An 18539-nucleotide genomic window follows, 5' to 3' on the forward strand; every position below is an offset into this window, starting at 1 on the left:
TCGGTACGGAGCGTGAAAGACGGGTGCGGGACAAGCGGGAGGTCTCCCGGAGGCAGACGAAGCGGCGGACAGTGCCAGCATATCAGGCGTCGCAGCCCGCTGGCATGGCGGGCTGCGAGATCGTTCAGTGACCGAGCAGCAAGGTCGGCAGACCGGTCACCAGAGTGGGAAAGATGGCCATCAGCACACAGGCCAGCACGATCAGCGCGCAGAATGGAATCACGGCTCGGTAGAGATCGACGATCTCGACCCCCTGGGGCGCCACGCCCTTGAGGTAGAAGAGTGCATAGCCGAACGGCGGTGTCAGAAAAGAGGTCTGCAGCACCACGGCCACCATCACCACGAACCACAGCACGTCGATGCCCATCTGCTCCACGATGGGCAGCATGATCGGGAAGCTGAGCAGCACGATGCCGGTCCAGTCCAGGAACATGCCAAGCACGAAGACCAGAAAGAGCATCAGGATCAATGCGCCGGTGGTGCCGCCGGGCATGGCCATGACGACCTCGCTGATGACCTCCATGCCGCCACCGATCGAGAATACGCCGGTGAAGGCGGTAGCGCCAACCAGCACCAGCATCACCATGGTGGTGGTCTTGCTGGCTTCGATCAGGGTGCGATAGCAGGTTGAGAGCTTGCGGTCGCCGAAGATCAGGAAAAGTACGAACGCGATGGCCACGCCGATGGCCGAGGCCTCGGTGGCAGTGGCGATGCCGGTGAACAGTGACCCCAGGACGCCGAGGATCAATGTCATGGGGGGCAGCACGTACCGGCCGAGCATGCCCAGCAGTTCACCGGTGGAGACATCGGCGCGTTCCTCGGCGGGGACCGGTGGGCCGTAGGATGGCTTCACATGGCAGATGATCAATACGTAGAGGGCATAGAGCACGCCTAGCATGACCCCGGGCACCAGGGCGCCGGCGAACAGTGCGCCCACCGAGACCGGCGAGTAGCTGGCCATCAGAATCAGCATGATGCTCGGCGGGATCAGAATGCCCAGGCAGCCGCTGGCCATGATCACTCCGGTACTGAGTTCCTTGTTGTAGGAGTACTTGAGCATTGGCACCAGGGCGATCATGCCCATCACGGCGATGGAGGCGCCGACGATGCCGGTGGTGGCGGCGAGCAGCACCGAGACGATGACCACGGTGAGCGCCAGGCCGCCGCGCAGGTTGGCGAGCAGCAGGCGCATCGACTCGAACATCTTCTCGGTGACGCCCGAGTCGTTGAGAAAGCGTGCCATCAGCACGAAGAGGGGGATGGCCACCAGGACGTAGTTGTCCATGGCGTTGCCATAGATGTTGTTGATCAGAATACCCAGGGTATTGGCCCCTGGCCCCAGCCAGGCTCCGAGTACAGCGACGCCGCCCAGGACAAAGGCCAGCGGGTGGCCCATGAACAGGCCGACCAGCAGGCCGCCGAACATGAACAAGGTGAGCATCTCGGCGCTCATGCGGTTTCCTCCCTGCGCACTTCCTGGATGGCTCGGATCACCACGGCGATGGCCTGGAGCAACAGCAGGACGGCGGTGACGACAATGACGGCCTTCACCGGATAGACGGGGATGGACACCATGCCGTAGGTGGTTTCGCCGCGGCTGAAGGAGCGCAGGAAGAAATCCCAGCCCAGGCTGAGCAACATCCCGATGAAGGGAACGAAAAAGAGCAGGTAACCCAGGATCTCGAGTCCCGCCTGCTTGCGTCGTGACAGCAGGCGCTTCAGCACGTCCACTTCCACATGGGCGTGGTGGCGCAGTCCATAGGCGGCCATCAGCATGAAGTGGGCGCCGAACAGCATCTTGGTGACATCGAAGGCCCAGTCGCTGGGGCGCCCGATGAGAAAACGCATGGCAATGTCGTAGATCACGATCAGGGTGATCACGGCGAGCAAAGGGGCAATCAGGCGTCCGAATCCCTCATTGAGGGCATCGATGGTCCTGGCAATGGCATTCATGATGATGATCTCGGCGTCAGACGATATCGGCGTGGCCAGGCGCAGGGAGCGCCGTCGTCACGGCAGGGCGGGCCCCGAAGGGCCCAGCCGCTCCGTTTCACTGCTCCATGCAGGCCTCGATTTCCTCCAGGGAGGGCAGGTTGTCGGTGACTCGGCTCATGTTGTAGGGCGCCGAGATGTCGCGCCAGTTAGCGTAATGCTCCATGTAGCTGATCATGGAATGATAGATCTTGGCGTGCATCGGATCCTCGCAGGCGCCCTGCACGATCACCTCGTTGGTGATGTCCTGGATCTCGGCGAGGTCCTCTTCGGAGAGCTGGTTGATGGTGGTGCCGTCCTCGAGGAACTTCACCGTGCCTTCGGTCGACTGACGCTCGGACCAGGCCAGCGACCAGGCCATGGTGGCGTCCGCGGCGATCTTGAGCTTTTCCTGGGTCTCCTCGGAGAGCGCGTCCCAGGCATCCTGGTTGATCATCACGCCGAACACGCTGGCGGACTGGTGCCAGCCCGGCGTCAGCCAGTAATCGGCAACCTCGTTGAAACCGGCCTTGTAATCCACGCCGGGGGTGGAGAACTCGGCGCCGTCGACCACGCCACGCTCGATGGCTTGATAGATTTCCCCTCCGGCGAGCGTGACCTGGGAGCCGCCCAACTTTTCCAGCACGCGTCCTTGGTCCCGGCCGGAGAGGCGCAGGCGCTTGCCCTCCAGGTCGGCGAGGCTCTCGATGGGCGTGCCGCCGCGGAAGCCGGATTCGTTATTGGTGATACCGTAGGGCAGATAGACCATGTTGTACTGGCCGTAGACTTCCTGATAGAGCTCGAAACCGCCCCATTGTTGAATCCAGTTCAGGTAGTCGACGCCATTGAACAGGCTGGTGGTGGTAGCCAGCGGCGAGAAGGCCGGGCTGCGTCCCGCCCAGTAGCCGGGCCAGTCACCGGCGGCCTCGATACTACCGGTCTCGGTGGCGTCGAACACCTCGGTGCCGGGCATCAGGGTGCCGCCGGCGCGGAAGTTGATCTGCAGCTCGTCGCCGGCCAGCTGGTTGACCAGTTCTGCCCAGTGGCGGTCGATCTGGATGAGATCCAGGTTGTCCGGCCAGGTCGTGGTCATGGTCCATTCTTCCTGGGCCTGGACATGAGTCGCCAGCGTGGCCAGGGCAACGCCGGCGGCCAGGCTGGTGAGAGCGAAGCGTGTCATCATGTGGGACTCCCTCATGGGGTTGTTGTGGTTGTCGAGAAGAGACGCAGCAAAGAACGTTGCCATCCCGTGATATCCCCGACCAGCGTAACGGCGGCAGTCATCAAGCTAGCATGGCTTTTCCGCCGTGTTCGATGTCCACCATGGTCGTGTTCCACGCAATTTTGTGGCGACCGCACATGTCATTGATTCATGGAAAGTCTCGTAATATCAGTAGAATGAAGGGGTTTTGGCGTATCGAGTGCTGCGTTGCCGAAGTGCAGTCGAGCGTTTAATTCCCGAAATTCATTAGACCAAAGTTGATTTGTCCAGGAGATCGGCATGTCGCCCTTGCCCAGCCCCCACTTCCCGCCGGAACTGGACGAGTTCTGTCAGGCCCTTCGTCGGCATCGATGGCGTGGACTGGTCTGGCTACAGGGCGAGGCCGGGCGTTGTCGCGAACGGGCGTGGCGGCTCTGGGGAGATGCAAGATGGCAGGCTCCTCTCTGGGTTGCTCCCGAATCGCCAGACGGCATCGCGGCGTCGTCATGGCTTCCGGCGAGCAAGGCGCGGACCCGGCTGGGCGGGGAGCAGGACCTGATCGTCTTCGATGCGGCCTCTCCGGGCGCGGGGTTCGATCCCGAGGCATTCGGTGCCCTGTCCGGCACCTTGCGTGCCGGTGGCTTGATGGTGCTGTTGACGCCCACCGACTGGGGCGCGCGGCCCGATGCCGACTATGCTCGTCTGGCCGAGTATCCCTGGTCCCTGGAGGAGCTGTCGTGCCGATATCTGGCGCGCTTGTCGACCTTGCTGGCGGATGCGCCGGGCGTCGCGCGGTGGACCGATGCGGCATCGCCGGTGGTGCCGGTATTGACCGATGAGCCTCGCGAGGCGCCGACGTCGCCCGACGCTGCCTGCCTTACCCCGGACCAGGCCGATGCCGTGGCCCGGCTAGAGCGTCTACGGCGACGTCGGCCGCTGGTGATGACCGCCGACCGGGGGCGCGGCAAGACGGCCGCTCTGGGCATCGCCTGTGCCCGACTGCTGGCGCGAGGCATCGCCGTTCTGGTAACCGCGCCGCGTCCGGCTGCAGTGGCGGGGCTCTTCGAGCGTCTCGCAGCGCTGTGCCCCGAGGGCGTTCGCCAGGGCAATCGCTTCGCGACCGACAAGGGACACGTGAGCTTCCTGGCCCCGGATGAACTGCAAGCGCGAATCGAACGAGGCGAGGCCGGCGGGGCAGGCAGCTGGTTGCTGGTGGATGAGGCGGCAGCAATACCTGCCGGACTCCTGGGGAGCTGGCTCGAGGCCTTCCCGCGAATCGCCTTTGCGACGACCGTGCATGGCTATGAAGGCGCGGGGAGAGGCTTCGCGCTGCGCTTTCGAGAGAGGCTCGACCGCTTGGCCCCGGACTGGCGCGAATGCCACCTGGCCACGCCGGTGCGCTGGGCCGAGGGCGATCCTCTGGAGGCGTTGACGTCGTGCCTGCTGATGCTCGACGCCGAACCGGATGTCGACCAACCGGAGGCGGGCGTGCACTGGCAGCGCGAGGATCGCCGAGACCTGGCCCTCGACGAGCCGCGTCTGCGTGCCATCTTCGGTCTGCTGGTGCAGGCTCACTACCGCACCACGCCTGGCGACCTGAGGCGCTTGCTGGATGCGCCGGGAGGCCGTATTGCCAGCCTGTCGGGCGGTGGCGGGGTCGCGGCCGTCGCGGTCACCAGCGACGAAGGAGGCTTCGAACCGGTATTGGCAGAGCGAGTGGCGCGTGGCGAGCGGCGACCTCGTGGACATCTGCTGGCCCAGTCACTGGCAGCCCATGCCGGCGAGCGCGAGGCGCTGATGGCCCGATTGCGCCGTGTCCTGCGTATTGCCGTGGTGTCGCCATGCCGCCGCCAGGGCATGGGAGCGCAGTTGCTGGCGGCCGAACGGCGCGATGCCGAGTCGGATGGCATCGACCTGCTCGGTGCGAGCTTCGGCGCCGAACCCGGCCTGCTGGCCTTCTGGCAGGGTCAGGGGTTTAGAGTGGTACGCCTCGGCCTGACCCGCGAGACCTCCACGGGCGAGCACGCCCTGATGGTGGTGCAGCCGATCAGCGCCAAGGGCGAGGCGCTGGCGACACGCCTGATGCATCGCTTCCATCGTCAGCTTCCTGCCCTGCTGGCTTTCGAGCTGGCCGAGCTCGAGCCGCTGGTGGCGCTGGCCCTGCTCGGCGAATGTCCCGCCGGGCCGCTGTCGGCGGAGGACCTTCGCGACCTCGAGGATGTGGCCCATGGGCATCGCGATCCGGCCATGGTGAGGCCGGCCGTGCAGGCACTGATCGGCTTCGTCGCTCCCCATGGCCAGGGCGATGACGCGCTGGCCATGCTGGCCGCCTGGGCCTTCCAGGGGCGTTCCGACGAGTGGCTCGCTCGACGGCTGTCGCTCAGCGGCGCTCGGCAGGTCGATGGCTGGCGGCGGCAGGGCATCGCCAGATGGCTCGATGCCGCCAGTCTTCCCAAGGGTGAGGACGGCCGGTAGAGTCTCCGAGTCAATCACGATACAGAAGCGCCATGAACGCACATCTCGAGCAACTCGCGCCGCGCCCGCTGTGGCGCCATTTCCGCACTCTGTGCAACACCCCGCGTCCTTCCGGCCATGAAGCGGCTCTGGTCGCGCACCTTGAGGCCTGGGCCGACGGCCTCGGCCTGCCGCATGATCGCGACGCTTTCGGCAACCTGCGCATCCGCAAGCCGGCCAGTCCCGGCCACGAGAAGGCGCCGGGCGTGATTCTGCAAGGTCACCTGGACATGGTCGCCCAGGCCAATGCCGATCATCCCCACGACTTCACCCGCGATCCCATCGCAACCCATGTGGTGGATGGCTGGCTGCATGCGCGGAATACCACCCTGGGCGCCGATAATGGCATGGGCGTGGCGGCGGCACTGGCGATCCTGGAAGACGACACGCTGGTGCATGGCCCGCTCGAGGCACTGTTCACCCTGGAGGAAGAATCCTCGATGGGTGGTGCCTTGAACCTGGCGGAAGACTGGCTCGAGGGGGAGATGCTGCTTAACCTCGATTCCGAGGACCGTGGTCAGGTCTACATCGGTTGTGCTGGCGGTGCTGACGTGGTGGTCGAGGCGCAGTTGCCCACCAGCGCGGTGGGCGAGGATGAAACACTGGTGCGCCTCGCCCTGACCGGGCTGACCGGAGGCCACTCGGGTCTCGATATCGACAAAGGACGCGGCAACGCCAATCGCCTGCTGGTGCGGGCGTTGCGCCGCCTCGAAGACGTCGATGCACGCCTGGTCGACTATCAGGGGGGTACTCTGCGCAATGCCTTGCCTCGTGAAGCCTTCGCTACTCTGGCGTTGCCCGCCGAGGAAGTGGAGGCCGCGCGCACGCGCCTGGCAGCCCTGGAGCAGGAGTTGCGCGATGAACTGGCCGGGGTTGATGATGACCTGCGACTGACCCTCGAGCCAGGCGTCGCTGCCGACGGCACGGCTGCCCTGAGCCGTGAGGCCAGCCGCCTGCTGGTCAATGCCCTGCATGTAGCGCCCTGTGGTGTCGAACGCATGAGTACCGCCGTGCCGGGCGTGGTGGAAACGTCCAACAATCTCGGGGTGGTGAGTCTGGCAGACGGCCGCTTCCACCTGTGCGCACTGGTGCGCTCGCTGCGAGACAGTGCGCGTGCCGACATCGCCGATCGCTTTCGCGCGCTGTTCGAGTTGATCGGTGCCCGCACTCGGGTCGAGAACGCCTATCCCGGCTGGACGCCGGCCCCGGAGAGCCCGCTGCTGGCGCGCTTCTGCACCCTGCACCGGGAGCGGCTGGGGGTCGACCCGGCCATCAAGGTGATTCATGCGGGCCTGGAGTGCGGCATCCTCGGTGCCAAGTATCCGGCCCTGGAAATGATCTCCTTCGGTCCTTTGATCCGTGGCGCGCATTCGCCGGACGAGCGCGTGGAGATCGACTCGGTTGCGGAGTTCTGGGACATGCTGCGGGCCCTGGTCGAAGATCTGGTGGACCCCAAGGCGTGAAGGAGACGGCATGAACGAGGCATGGCTCGCGCCCGGTTGGGTGCTGCCGCTCGGGCTGGGCGTGCTGGCACTGGTGAGCCTGGCTTGGGGAATCGGCCAACGCCGCCGTCATGTGGCCGTCAGTGCCCGTCTGGCCGAACGCGAGGCGGCCGCGGCACGGCTCGAGCAGGAACTGACCCAGAGCGACGCCCAACTGGATGGCTGTCGCGAGCGGCTGGCCAGTGTCGAGGCGGCGCTCGAGCAGACTCAAGGGCAACTGGCCGAGCAGCGCGAGCGGGCGGCACGGCTGGAAACGGAACGTGAGCAAGCGGCGCTGCGCCATCGTGAGCAGCTTGCGCTGATGGAAGACGCCCGCGAACGCCTCAAGGACGAATTCCACCAGCTCGCCGGCCAGGTCTTCGACGAACGCCAACGCACCTACAGCGCCCAGAGTCGCGAGAGCCTCGAAGCGCTGCTGAAGCCCTTCCGCGAGCAGGTCGACCATTTTCGTCGACGCGTCGAGGAGTTGCATGGCCAGGAGCAGCGCGAACGCGGCTCGCTCAAGGCCCAGCTGGATCAACTGGCCGGTCTCAACGCCAAGCTCGGCGAGGAAGCCGCCGGGCTGGCCCGGGCACTCAAGGGCGACCAGAAGGCGCAGGGCAATTGGGGAGAGCTGATTCTCGAGCGGGTGCTGGAGCGTAGTGGCCTGCGTCGCGACATCGAGTATCGTCGCGAGGTGACGCTGCACGACGAGCAGGGGCGGCGGCGTCCCGATGCGATCATCTACTTGCCGGAAGACCGTCATCTGATCGTCGATGCCAAGGTGTCGCTCAGCGCCTGGTCCCGAGTGGTCAACGCCGAGGACGAAACCGAGCGGGAAGCGGCGATGCGCGATCACCTGCAGTCGCTGCGCTCGCACGTTCAGGGCCTGGCGGCCAAGGACTATCCGGGCCTCTCGACGCTGCACTCTCCGGACTTCGTGTTCCTCTTCGTGCCGGTGGAGCCGGCCTTCGCGGCGGCCTTCGAACGTGATCCGACGCTGTTCCAGGATGCCTTCGACAAGCAAGTGGTGATGGTCACGCCGACCACCCTGCTGGCCAGCCTGCGCACCGTGGCGGGTCTGTGGAGCCTGGAACGCCAGAACGAGAATGCTCGTCTGATCGGCGAGCGTGCCGAGCGCCTGCTGAGCAAGTTCGGAGGATTCGTCGAGAGCCTGGAAGAGGTGGGGCGACACCTGGAGCGTGCCGGAGACAGCCATCGCCGCGCCATGCGGCGGCTGTCGACGGGACAGGGCAGCCTGGTCGCTCAGGCCCGGGAGCTGGAACGCTTGGGCGTGCGCATGAAGAAGCCGCTGCCCGATGACCTGGTGCGTGCCGCCGAGGGCGAGGCACCGGATGAGTCTCCCGAACACGACGCCGCCGCCCCGAAAGGCGGCGACGAGGATCAAGACCGCTAATGGTCGAGAGCGGATCCAGGGAAATCGTGTTCCCCGAACCTTTTGGGTACAGGAAGTGCTGATTTATGTCGTGAGCGACGATAAGCTGGCCGCCGCCGGAACGGAATAACCGCAGTTTACTGATCGTAAATGAGGATTATGAGTACCGCCGACGGTCAGGGTATCGAGCGCAACAATAAATCAGTGCTTCCTTAGCCGAGATAGGCGTTCAACATCCAAATCGTCTTCTCTTGCTCGCGGATGTAGTCGCTCACCTGGGAGGCGGTACCTTCGTCGTCGGCATCGGATGCCAGGGAGAGGATCTCGCGCTGCAGCTCGATCAGCGTCTGGTAACCCTTGACCACGCCACGCACGCAGGTCTCGCCGTCGTGGATATCCTTCTCTTCCTCGATGCTGGACAGCTTGAAGTAATCGCTATAGGCGTGCACCGGCTTGTGTCCTAGGGTCAGGATGCGCTCGGCGACCTCGTCGATCTTGGCTAGCAGGTCGGTATAGAACTCCTCGAACTTGGTGTGCAGCTCGAAGAAGTTCTCGCCTTTCACGTTCCAGTGATAGCCGCGAACGTTCATGTAGAAGATCTGATAGTTGGCCAGCAGGGCGTTGAGCCGTTCGGCCAGTTGGCTGGCACTGCCGGAATGCAGGCCGATGCTGTTGGTCTCGCTCATGCGAATGCCTCCTTGATTCGTGTTGGGCCAGTATAGGCGCCGGGGTAGTGACCGTTAAGCGAATTTCCTGCATGGACACCATAGCGCTGATTGATGACATGCGGGCGACGTTGCGGGGCTTCAAGAGGGTGGCGACTGCTAGACTGTCGGAAGACACCGAGGAGAGACGCATGGCTCGAGGAAACTGGCACGCCCTGTTGATAGCCCCGTTCGCGGTCCTGGCGGGCTGTCAGGCGACGCCCACCCGCATGCCGGAAGCCGAGCCGGCCCCCGCCGCTGCCTGCCATTGGCCGGTGGAGGCCGGCTCGCGCAGCACCACTCTGGCACGGGTGGTCGAGGTACTGGAGCAGCGCGATTTTCTGGTACGCGATACCGATACCTCGCTGGGGCTGGTCAGTGCCGAGCGTGCCGGCCGCACCCTCTATCATGATGCCGTCGACCCGGCACCCCGCCTGGGCGGTTTTCTGTTCGGCGGAAGCGGCGGTCATGTGGCATCCGGCGTGGGGCTGGGCATCGGCTTTGGTGGCGCGGGGTGGCCGTCCGAGGAAGCCACCCGGATCGAACGTGTCTCGGTGGTGGTCGGCGGCGAGTCGGTGAGGGTGTCGCGTGATGTTCAGCTGTACGACTGGCGCGGTCAGTTGCGGCAGTCGCGCACCGCCAGTGACGCGAATTTCTGTCGCGAGCTGCACGATGCCGTCGAGGCTGGGGAGGTGTCGTCATGAGGCGCCGCTTGCTGGGGGGCGCGCTGATGCTGCTGCTGACGGGATGCGCGAGCATGGCACCGCCCGCCCCCGCCGAGCCTGTCACGGGGAACGTGCCAGGCTCGGTGGTCGACGTGCTGGATGAAGCCATGATCCTGCTGATGGAGCGTGGCTATGTGGTGCGCCATGCCGATGCCGACCTGGGACGTGTCGAGGCCGTGCTCGGGCGTTGGCCCGGTTACCGGCTGCGTCTCGAGGCGAGTCCCGCCGAGCGAGGCAGCCGGGTCGAGATGACGGCCCTGCGTGGCGGTCGTCCCCTGCCGCCATGGTTGCTCGAGCCCTGGCTGGCGACGCTGCGCACACGCCTGGAGAACTAGGCGGGTGCCTTCCAGTCGATGGCTTCTATTTCCGCCAGCAGACGATCGCGCAGGCTCGCCAGGGTGTCCAGATCATAGGGCGAGGCCTGACCGTGGCCCCAGACCGGCGCCGGCCAGGCGTCGTCGTCATGACGTCGCAGGATCACGTGCAGATGCAGCTGGGCGACCACGTTGCCCAGGGTGGCGATGTTGAGCTTGTCGCCCGTCAGACACTCCTTCAACACGCTGCCGGCCAGGGTCGCCTCCCGCCAGAGCTGGCGCTGGTCGGCCTCGTCGAGTTCGATGACCTCGGAGACGCCGGCACGGCGTGGCACCAGAACCAGCCAGGGGAAGCGGGCATCGTTCATCAGGCGTAGCTGACAGAGCGGGAGTTCGGTGATGGGGTAGGTGTCCTCGATCAGACGGGCGTCCGGTTCGAAATCTGGCATGTCGGGGCTCCTTGAAGTCGTTGGTACATGTGCAGCATGCCATGGCCATGCTGCAGGGGAATCAGGTCTGGAAAGCCGGGGTAGGGGGTTGTGCGGGATAGGGGCTGTGCGGGACCGCGCTTCCTGCTAGATTGAACGAGTAGCATCCCTTCCCGGAAACGCCGGAGGAGGCGGTATGGCGCCTGTGGCGCCGTTCGCCTTCCGCGTTTCCCTACCGAGCCGTAACAAGGAGAGCCCGATGAAACGGACCCTTTCTCTGATGATGATCACCCTGTTCACGCTGTCGCTGCTGGCTGGATGCAACACCGTGCGCGGTGTCGGTCAGGACATCGAACAGGGCGGCGAGGCCATCCAGGAGTCCTCTTCCTGACGCATGCCTCCACCATGGCCCGGCTTGCCGGGCCATGGTTCATTGCCTGGCGTCATGTGCCGCCTGGGTCTGACGCTCTTCCTCCTCTTCTGCCCGCTTGCGCAGCTTCTTGCGCAATGCGGCCTTCTCGTGGCGCAGCTGTTGCTCGGGCGTCTTCAACTCCAGAGGCGGCACGCTGGCGGGTTTGCCCGCTTCGTCCACCGCGACCATGGTCAAGTAACAGCTATTGGTGTGACGGATCAGCTTGTTCTGTATGTCCTCGGCTATCACCTTGATGCCGACTTCCATGGACGAACGTCCCACGTGGTTGACGCTGGCCAGGAAGGTCACCAGTTCGCCGACATGGATCGGCTGCTTGAAGCGTACCTGGTCCACCGACAGTGTCACGACATAGCTCCCCGAATAGCGGCTGGCACAGGCATAGGCGACCTCGTCGAGTTTCTTCAAGATGGCGCCGCCATGGACCTTGCCACTGAAGTTTGCCATATCGGGAGTCATCAGCACGGTCATGGTGAGTTCGTGCTGACCGGGCAGTGCATGTTCCGTCATTTGCAGGGTCTCTTGTGGAGGTTGCCCCAGCATAACGCCTTGCCGCCGTAATGGGGACAAGGCGAGCCACACATATGCCATGCGTTGATTCATGGCGCCGGCTGCCGGGGCCAGCCGTCAATCCGGCACCGCTAGAGCCAGGTCAGGACGGCGGCGATGATCACGCCCGTCAGCAGCAACTGGACCAGGCAGAACCCCATGATGTCCTTGGCCTTGAGACCGGCGATGCCGAGGACCGGCAGGGCCCAGAAGGGTTGCAGCAGGTTGGTCCAGGCATCGCCCCAGGCCACGGCCATGGCCACGCGGGGAATGTCCACGCCCAGGGCCTCGGCGGCCGGCAGCATGACCGGCGCCTGCACGGCCCATTGGCCGCCGCCGGAGGGCACGAAGATGTTGACGATGCCGGCGCTGATGAAGGTCCAGAAGGGCAGCGAGGCTTCCGAAGCCATCGAGATCAGGGCGCCGGAGAGCGTCTCGGCCAGTCCGGACTGGACCATGATCGCCATGATCCCGGCATAGAAGGGGAACTGGATGACGATGCCGGCGCCGCCCTTGATCGCTTCATGCAGGCTCTCGAGCAGGCTGCGGGGCGTGCGATGCAGAACGATGGCCAGGAACAGGAAGAGAAAGTTGACCACGTTGAGGTTGAGACCGCCACCACGCAGCACGAAGTGGTCGAGCAGGAACAGCAGCCCCGGAATCCCCACCAGCCAGGCCAGGGTCACGCTGTTCTCGAGACGCTCCGCTGGCCGGGTGATGCGCACGCGTCGTGTCTCGTCCTCGTTCAGCAGGCTCGGGTCGATGTACACGCTGTCCTTTTCGTCGGGCAGCATCATGCGGTTGATCAACGGCATGGCGATGAACAGCACCACCACGATGCCGAGATTGAACAGCGAGAAGACGGTCTCGGAGGTGCCGATGACGCCGATCTGTTCGGCGGCGAAATGGCCGTCGGTGGCGATGGTCAGGGGCACCGAGCCGGCCAGCCCGCCGTGCCAGACGATGAAGCCCGAGTAGGCGCTGGCGACCAGCAGACGATAGTCGACGCGGATCTGGCGGGCCAGCTCCTTGGCGAACAGCGCGCCTACCACCAGGCCGAAGCCCCAGTTGATCCAGCTGGCGGCCAGCGACACCAGGGTGACCAGGACGATGGCGGCGCCGGCGTTGTTGGCCAGGCCGGCCAGGCGTTGCAGCAGTCGCTTGACCGGGGGCGAGCTGGCCAGCATGAAGCCGGTGACCAGTACCAGCAGCATCTGCATCGAGAACGACAGCAGATTCCAGAAACCGTCGCCCCAGAAGCGGAGGACCGTCAGTGGCGTCTGACGTTCGAAGGCGATGGCGGCGGCAGCGGCGATCACCGTCAGCAGCAGCACGAAAATGTAGGGGTCAGGGAGATACCGCTCGACCAGTTTGACCGCTGGACGCGACAGTGACTTGAGCATGGTGCTGGGCCTCATCTCGGGTCAGGGAAATACGGCTTGAATGACGGCACGTGCAAATCGCCATGCCGCACGGCGCTGGGAAGCTCGCCTAACGGTTTGTTATGTCTCGCTTTCTGCGCGTCATTTGCTTTGCGCTTCACGACGCTCGGCTATTCAATCAGCCTTGCCATCGTGGCCGAAAATACTGAGAAATCTCGTTAGATCAGGAAGTTGGGCAGCATCAAATTGCCCGACTTCCCGGGAGCTGTCAAAGCCACCAAAGTCCAATGACTGAAGAGGGCGGTGTGTCCTCAGGCATCTCGCCAGTGCCACCGACGATAGTGCCGATAATAGGCGATCAGTACGGCCGAGCGCGTTGCGGTGAAGACAGTGAAGGCCAGCCACAGGCCGTGATTGCCAAGCGGTTGAGTGAGCCACCAGACGGGGAGGTAGACCGCCAGGCCGATGAAGATGCTGTTGCGCATCTCACGGATTGCCGTGGCGCCGATGAACACGCCGTCCAGCAAGTAACTCCATACCGCAATCAACGGCATGGCCACCACCCAGGGCAGGTACTCGCCGGCATTGGCACGGACATCCGGCAGGCCGGTGAGCAGCGCGATCAGCCAGTGACCGCCCAGCGCGAAGGCCAGGGCGGCGATGCCTGCGGTCAGCAATGAGAAGCGGGTCGCGCCGCGCACTGCTTGGGCGAATTCCTGCCAGCGACCACGACCCACGGCGTGGCCGGTCAGGGCTTCGGCGGCGTGGGCGAAGCCATCCAGGCCGTAGGAAGTGAGCATGATGAACTGCAGCAGCACCGCGTTGGCGGCCAGGATGGTGTCGCCTTGAGCCGCGCCCTGGGCGGTGAAGAAGGCCGTGGCGAACAGCAGCCCCAGGGTGCGCACGAAGAGGTTGGCATTGACCTGGAAAAGCTCGGCGTAAGCGCCGAGACGCAGGAGACGTTCGCGCCGGAAGCGTCCCTCGAGCCGCCGCAGTTGACGGCTGACCAGCCAGAGGCCCACCGCCAGAGCGCTGAAGTCGGCAATGACCGTGGCCCAGGCCACGCCATCGCTGGTCATGCCGAACCCGACCACGAAGAGCAGATCGAGCAGGATGTTCACGGCGTTGGTCAGCACCAGGATGATCAGCGTCACCCGGGAATTCTGCTGGCCGAGGAACCAGCCGAGGATCGCATAGTTGGCCAGTACCGCCGGTGCCGACCATAGACGAATCCGTGCGTACTCGCCGGCCAATGCCGTGGCCTCGGCGCTGCCGTCCAGCAGCCAGAGGCCGAGGTCGACCAGAGGGCCGCCCGCCAGGATCAGCACGAGGCCGATGCCCAGTGCCAGCAGCATCGATTGGCCCAGCAGGTTGCGTACACCCTCGTCGTCGCCGCGTCCCGCAGCCTGGGAGGTCAGGCCGGTGGTGCCCATGCGGAGAAAGCCGAAGCCCCAGTAGAGAAAGCCGAACAGGGTCGCGCCGAGCGTGACCGCAGCCAGATAGCGGGAATCCGGCAGGTGGCCCACCACGGCGGTGTCCACCAGGCCGAGCAGCGGTACGGTGATGTTGGAGAGGATGATCGGCCAGGCCAGGGACCAGACACGCCGTTGGTCGGGATCGGAAGATGACACGGTGGCTCCGGAAGTTCAGCGAGCCCGATAGGATGGGGGAGACGGCTCGTCTGAGCAAGAAAACGGCCCTCGCCTCGACGAGAGCCGTGTCTTTCAAGGGAGGCAGGCGCGCGCCGATCTCAGGCCGCAGTGATGAGCCGGTATTTCTCCATCAGTTCTTCCCGGGATTCCTTGCGCTCCGGGTCGAGGGGAATGCAGTCGACCGGGCAGACCTGCTGGCACTGCGGCTCGTCGTAGTGACCGACACACTCGGTGCACCGGTTGGGGTCGATGATATAGATCTCTTCCCCCGGCGAGATGGCGTCATTGGGGCATTCGGGTTCGCAGACGTCGCAGTTGATGCATTCGTCGGTGATCATCAGGGCCATGGGGCGCCTCATAAAAATCTGCTGTGCGTCGGCCATAGGGCGTTGGCATCTCGCCAGAAAGCGCTTTTGTACGTCTGCTTTTCGTACACCTAAAGAGCGCTTTCCGCTCGATGTTGCCTTGTCTGGCGCAAGCTCGCTAGATTTTAACAGGGTTTGAGCAAATCAGTACCGGGCACACAAGACCGAGTGCCACGGTCAGGTATTGTAGCGATTCTTGAGCGCTTCGGCGACATCGGGATGGACATGCTGCGACACATCGCCGCCGAGGCGCGCGATTTCGCGCACCAGCGTGGAGGAAATGTAGGAGTTTTCCACCTCCGGCGTCAGGAAGACGGTCTCCAGTTCCGGCATCTGGGCGCGATTCATGTTGGCCAGCTGCAACTCGTACTCGAAGTCAGAGACCGCACGCAGGCCTCGCAGGAGAATGCGGGCCTGGCGCTGACGCATGAACTCGGTGAGCAGGCCGGAGAAACCGACCACTTCCACGTTGTCGTGGTGCTCCACCACCTTGCGCGCCAGGGCGATGCGGGCGTCGATGTCCAGAGCGGGCGACTTGCCGGGACTGGAGGCGATGGCCACCACGATGTGATCGAACAGGCGCGAGGCCCGCTCGATCAGGTCGTAGTGTCCGTTGGTGATGGGATCGAAGGTGCCGGGATACACGGCGGTGTTCATGAGTCCTCCTCTCCGTCGTCGAGCCGGCCGAAGGGGTTGTCCACGGCCAGCGAGACCGGCTTGGCATAGCCCGGAATCTGGATGGCGTCATCGCCGACGTCGAGTTCAGGGCCTTCGAGCACGCCTTCGCCGAAGCGATAGCGGGGCGCGAAATGGCCTCGGTCGGCGTCGTGGTAGTAGGCCGCGGCAGTCTCTCGTGTGGCTTCGCGCCGGGCTCGCCAATCTGCCATGGCCGCAGCGCCGTGACGGGCAGTGAGCAGGCGCTCGGTGACGCCGGGAGAGAGCACCACACCGGTGGCGTTGTTGCCGCCGAATCCCTTGGCATTGATGAAGGCGGCATCCGCCTCGAAGGCATAGGGGTCGCGAAAGAAACGCAGCCGGTCGGTGTGGACGTCGTCGGCCACGGCATCCAGGGTTGGAATGCCCGGCAAGAGGCCATGGGCGAAGCTGCCCAGGGCGCTGGCCAGCTGGTCGCCGGCGGCACCGCCCTGTGAATGGCCGACGAAGGCCTTGATGGCCGTTACCGGCCAGTCTTCGATGCCGTGGGCCCGGGCGACCAGGTCGAAGACGTGAGACTCGGTGACACGGTTCTTGGGCGTGCTGGTGCCATGGGCATGCAGGAAGGTGCGATGTCGCAGGGCATGCTTGCCGAGCATGTCGCGCACCAGCGAGGCGGCCTTGCCGAGCGTGATGTAGTTGCCGATGCCCGGTGCCGAGATCGAGCGCTTCCAGCCGTCGGCGTTGACGAAGACCTCGGGCACGCTGCCGAGGAGCTCGGCACCGACCTCCAGGGCCAGGGAGTCATCCATCAGCATCAGGAACTGGCTGGATTCGCCCATGGTGAAGCCGCAGTTGCGGGCGAAGGGGCGGCAGGCCCGCTGGTAGTCGGCGTCGGTCAGCAGTTCCAGGGCGTCCAGGGCACGCAGGCTGTCGTCATCGGCCAGGGCGCCCATGGCGCGAAAGCCCTCGACGATCTCCGGGGTGATCGGTGCGTCGGAGGTGCCGACCATCACGACGCGGCGCCGCCCGGCGCGGATGTCGTCCACGCCGAGCCGCAGGTTGTAGAGGAAGCTGGCGCAGGCGCCCAGTGCGGCGCCCGTGCCCCCTACGCTGCCCAGCACATAGGCATTGAGGAAGTCGGCGGGCATCTGCCCATAGCCCAGCGGCATCTGCTTGGAGGTGGCCCGCTTGCCGGAGACGAAGCTCTTCAGCAGACCGCCCCAGCCCTCGTCATCAAGCTGGCCGATGGAGTTGCCGGCATACACCGCGACCTGGTCGGGGTCCAGGCGGTCGCGCAGTTCATCCCAGGTCAGGCCGCTGTCCCCCAGGCAGTCGCTGGCGGCGAAGATGGCCATGGAAAGCCCGCGGGGGTGGTGCACGCTGCGGTAGAAATGACTGGGTTCGAAGCCCGAGGGAAGCTGGCCGGCGGCCCGTACCTGGGCAGGGCGTGTCTCGGGCAGCATGACGTCCATCTCGCCGGCTGGCACCGTGACTTCCAGATGCCGGCGGTCGAGCTCGCGAACCTGCCAGGTCGGTGGCAGGTCGTCGGGCAACTGGCGACGGCGCACGCGAAAGGTCAAGGGGGCATCCAGCGCGAGGGTCGCTCGGCGGTTGGCGGGCAAGCCCTCGGCGTTGAAGCGGGGATCTTCGATGCGTCGGATCAGGGTGTGGTCCAGTACGCGCTGGCGGGTGCGCTCGACGAGGGTGGTGGCATCGAGGGGATGCCCCTGGGCGTCGTGCCAGGTGCCGTCGTCCTGAGCGTCAGCCAGGCGCATCATCGCCGCCAGGCCGAGCAGGGTCTGGGCCTGGTCATCATCGGGCAGGGCGTCGAGCACGGTGCGGCGAAACGCCTGGTGGCCCGAGGTACGGCCGGCGGGATTCACGCCGCCCATGCCCACGATCACCGGTAAATGTGACAAGCCGGGTTCCTCGTTGGATTGAAATAGCAGGGCAGAATCGTCTCTCGATAGGCCATGGATCATAGCACCCGGCCCGCCACGGCGTCATGCCGGGCCGCTGCGCCGGGGCGATGGCGGCTGCTAGAATGCTCGACCGTCGACATCGCCATCGGTTCCCCCATGACTGGACATTCCCGCGCCATCACCTCCAATCAGCCCGGTCCCCACCGGGATCTGACGCGTCGCGTCGAGCGAGCGCTGCAACACCCCCTGCGCAAGCCTGTGGCCGACCATACTCGCGAGGCGTTCGAGCGAGCCGAGCACTGGCGTGACGCCCGGGCGAGGATGCCACTGATCCTGGATGCCGGTTGCGGGGTCGGGCTGTCGACCCGACGCCTGGCCAGTGAACACCCGGGCTGCGCGGTGATCGGCGTCGATCGCAGCGCCGATCGCTTGTCGCGGGATCACGGGCCGCTGCCCGACAACGCCCTGCTGGTGCGTGCCGACCTGGTCGATTTCTGGCGGCTGGCGCTGGCCGAGGGGTGGCAGCCGGCGCGGCATTATCTGCTGTATCCCAATCCCTATCCCAAGTCGGTGCATCTCAAGATGCGCTGGCATGGCCACCCGATCTTTCCGGTCATCCCGGCGCTGGGCGGTCGCTTCGAGCTGCGTTCCAACTGGCGACTCTACGTCGAGGAGTTTGCCCTGGCATTGCGGCAGGCCACTGGCGTCGAGGCAGGCGTCGAGGCGTTCGAGCCTGATGGCGAGCCGCTGACCCCCTTCGAGGGCAAGTATCGGCAAAGTGGGCAGTCGCTCTGGCGGCTGGTGACCGAGTTGCCGCATCGCCCCGAGCTGCTGCCTGTCGAGTAAGC

Annotated in this window: 18 protein-coding genes; 7 read left to right on the forward strand and 11 right to left on the reverse strand. The window is 65.2% G+C overall.

Annotated elements, in window-relative coordinates; translation table 11 throughout:
* Positions 1-124: 124 nt before the first annotated feature.
* The 3 genes from A9O65_RS00215 to dctP all read right to left on the reverse strand — a co-directional run bounded on the left by A9O65_RS00215 (position 125) and on the right by dctP (position 3154).
* Positions 125-1453: a TRAP transporter large permease gene (locus tag A9O65_RS00215; RefSeq protein WP_064699046.1), complete on the reverse strand. Its 1329-nt coding sequence runs from the start codon at positions 1451-1453 to the stop codon at positions 125-127.
* Positions 1450-1953, reverse strand: coding sequence for a TRAP transporter small permease subunit (locus A9O65_RS00220; RefSeq protein WP_064699045.1), 504 nt, complete (start codon positions 1951-1953; stop codon positions 1450-1452). The genes A9O65_RS00215 and A9O65_RS00220 overlap by 4 nt, the downstream gene beginning before the upstream one ends.
* Before the next feature lie 97 nt (positions 1954-2050).
* Positions 2051-3154: a TRAP transporter substrate-binding protein DctP gene (dctP, locus tag A9O65_RS00225; protein ID WP_064699044.1), complete on the reverse strand. Its 1104-nt coding sequence runs from the start codon at positions 3152-3154 to the stop codon at positions 2051-2053.
* A gap of 318 nt (positions 3155-3472) precedes the next feature.
* Here dctP and A9O65_RS00230 point away from each other — a divergent pair, with 318 nt between their 5' ends.
* The 3 genes from A9O65_RS00230 to A9O65_RS00240 are packed head-to-tail and all read left to right on the forward strand — an operon-like array spanning position 3473 to position 8584.
* Complete coding sequence (locus tag A9O65_RS00230; protein ID WP_064701034.1) at positions 3473-5647, forward strand: tRNA(Met) cytidine acetyltransferase TmcA; 2175 nt, start codon at positions 3473-3475, stop codon at positions 5645-5647.
* 32 nt (positions 5648-5679) lie between these two features.
* Positions 5680-7149 (forward strand): aminoacyl-histidine dipeptidase, encoded by a 1470-nt coding sequence (locus tag A9O65_RS00235; protein WP_064701035.1) that lies wholly within the window; start codon positions 5680-5682, stop codon positions 7147-7149.
* 10 nt (positions 7150-7159) lie between these two features.
* On the forward strand, positions 7160-8584 hold the full coding sequence (locus tag A9O65_RS00240; protein ID WP_064701036.1) for a DNA recombination protein RmuC: 1425 nt from the start codon (positions 7160-7162) through the stop codon (positions 8582-8584).
* Positions 8585-8775: 191 nt separating this feature from the next.
* Here the strand turns inward: A9O65_RS00240 and A9O65_RS00245 are convergent, their stop codons facing one another.
* Complete coding sequence (locus tag A9O65_RS00245) at positions 8776-9249, reverse strand: Dps family protein (protein ID WP_064699040.1); 474 nt, start codon at positions 9247-9249, stop codon at positions 8776-8778.
* A gap of 170 nt (positions 9250-9419) precedes the next feature.
* Here A9O65_RS00245 and A9O65_RS00250 point away from each other — a divergent pair, with 170 nt between their 5' ends.
* Entirely contained in the window at positions 9420-9971 is a 552-nt protein-coding gene (locus A9O65_RS00250; RefSeq protein ID WP_064699039.1) for a hypothetical protein, read from the forward strand.
* The gene (locus A9O65_RS00255) at positions 9968-10327 is read left to right on the forward strand and encodes a hypothetical protein (RefSeq protein ID WP_064699038.1); all 360 of its coding nucleotides are present in this window, start codon (positions 9968-9970) and stop codon (positions 10325-10327) included. Before A9O65_RS00250 ends, A9O65_RS00255 begins: the two co-directional genes overlap by 4 nt.
* Here the strand turns inward: A9O65_RS00255 and A9O65_RS00260 are convergent.
* Complete coding sequence (locus A9O65_RS00260; RefSeq protein WP_064701037.1) at positions 10324-10755, reverse strand: HIT domain-containing protein; 432 nt, start codon at positions 10753-10755, stop codon at positions 10324-10326. The two genes, A9O65_RS00255 and A9O65_RS00260, sit on opposite strands and share 4 nt — an antisense overlap.
* Positions 10756-10993: 238 nt before the next feature.
* Here A9O65_RS00260 and A9O65_RS00265 point away from each other — a divergent pair, with 238 nt between their 5' ends.
* On the forward strand, positions 10994-11125 hold the full coding sequence (locus tag A9O65_RS00265) for an entericidin A/B family lipoprotein (RefSeq protein ID WP_064699036.1): 132 nt from the start codon (positions 10994-10996) through the stop codon (positions 11123-11125).
* 39 nt (positions 11126-11164) lie between these two features.
* Here A9O65_RS00265 and A9O65_RS00270 read toward each other — a convergent pair whose 3' ends face one another.
* The 6 genes from A9O65_RS00270 to A9O65_RS00295 form a co-directional block, all read right to left on the reverse strand.
* The gene (locus A9O65_RS00270; protein ID WP_064699035.1) at positions 11165-11674 is read right to left on the reverse strand and encodes an acyl-CoA thioesterase; all 510 of its coding nucleotides are present in this window, start codon (positions 11672-11674) and stop codon (positions 11165-11167) included.
* Between the two features lie 131 nt (positions 11675-11805).
* Entirely contained in the window at positions 11806-13116 is a 1311-nt protein-coding gene (locus A9O65_RS00275) for a short-chain fatty acid transporter (RefSeq protein WP_064701038.1), read from the reverse strand.
* Positions 13117-13406: 290 nt separating this feature from the next.
* A complete protein-coding gene (locus tag A9O65_RS00280; protein WP_064701039.1) occupies positions 13407-14726 on the reverse strand; it encodes an MATE family efflux transporter in 1320 nt (439 codons plus the stop codon).
* A gap of 119 nt (positions 14727-14845) precedes the next feature.
* The gene (locus tag A9O65_RS00285; RefSeq protein WP_064699032.1) at positions 14846-15094 is read right to left on the reverse strand and encodes a YfhL family 4Fe-4S dicluster ferredoxin; all 249 of its coding nucleotides are present in this window, start codon (positions 15092-15094) and stop codon (positions 14846-14848) included.
* A gap of 195 nt (positions 15095-15289) precedes the next feature.
* Positions 15290-15769, reverse strand: coding sequence for a pantetheine-phosphate adenylyltransferase (coaD, locus tag A9O65_RS00290; protein WP_064699031.1), 480 nt, complete (start codon positions 15767-15769; stop codon positions 15290-15292).
* Positions 15766-17661, reverse strand: a complete 1896-nt coding sequence (locus tag A9O65_RS00295; protein ID WP_064701040.1) for a beta-ketoacyl synthase — start codon at positions 17659-17661, stop codon at positions 15766-15768. The genes coaD and A9O65_RS00295 overlap by 4 nt, the downstream gene beginning before the upstream one ends.
* A gap of 186 nt (positions 17662-17847) precedes the next feature.
* Here A9O65_RS00295 and trmB point away from each other — a divergent pair, with 186 nt between their 5' ends.
* Positions 17848-18537 carry a tRNA (guanine(46)-N(7))-methyltransferase TrmB gene (gene trmB / locus A9O65_RS00300; protein ID WP_064701074.1) on the forward strand — a complete coding sequence of 230 codons (690 nt, stop codon included), beginning with the start codon at positions 17848-17850 and terminating at the stop codon, positions 18535-18537.
* Positions 18538-18539 lie beyond the last annotated feature (2 nt).

The sequence above is a fragment of the Halomonas caseinilytica genome (genome assembly GCF_001662305.1).
GTDB classification, from domain to species: Bacteria; Pseudomonadota; Gammaproteobacteria; order Pseudomonadales; family Halomonadaceae; genus Halomonas; species Halomonas caseinilytica.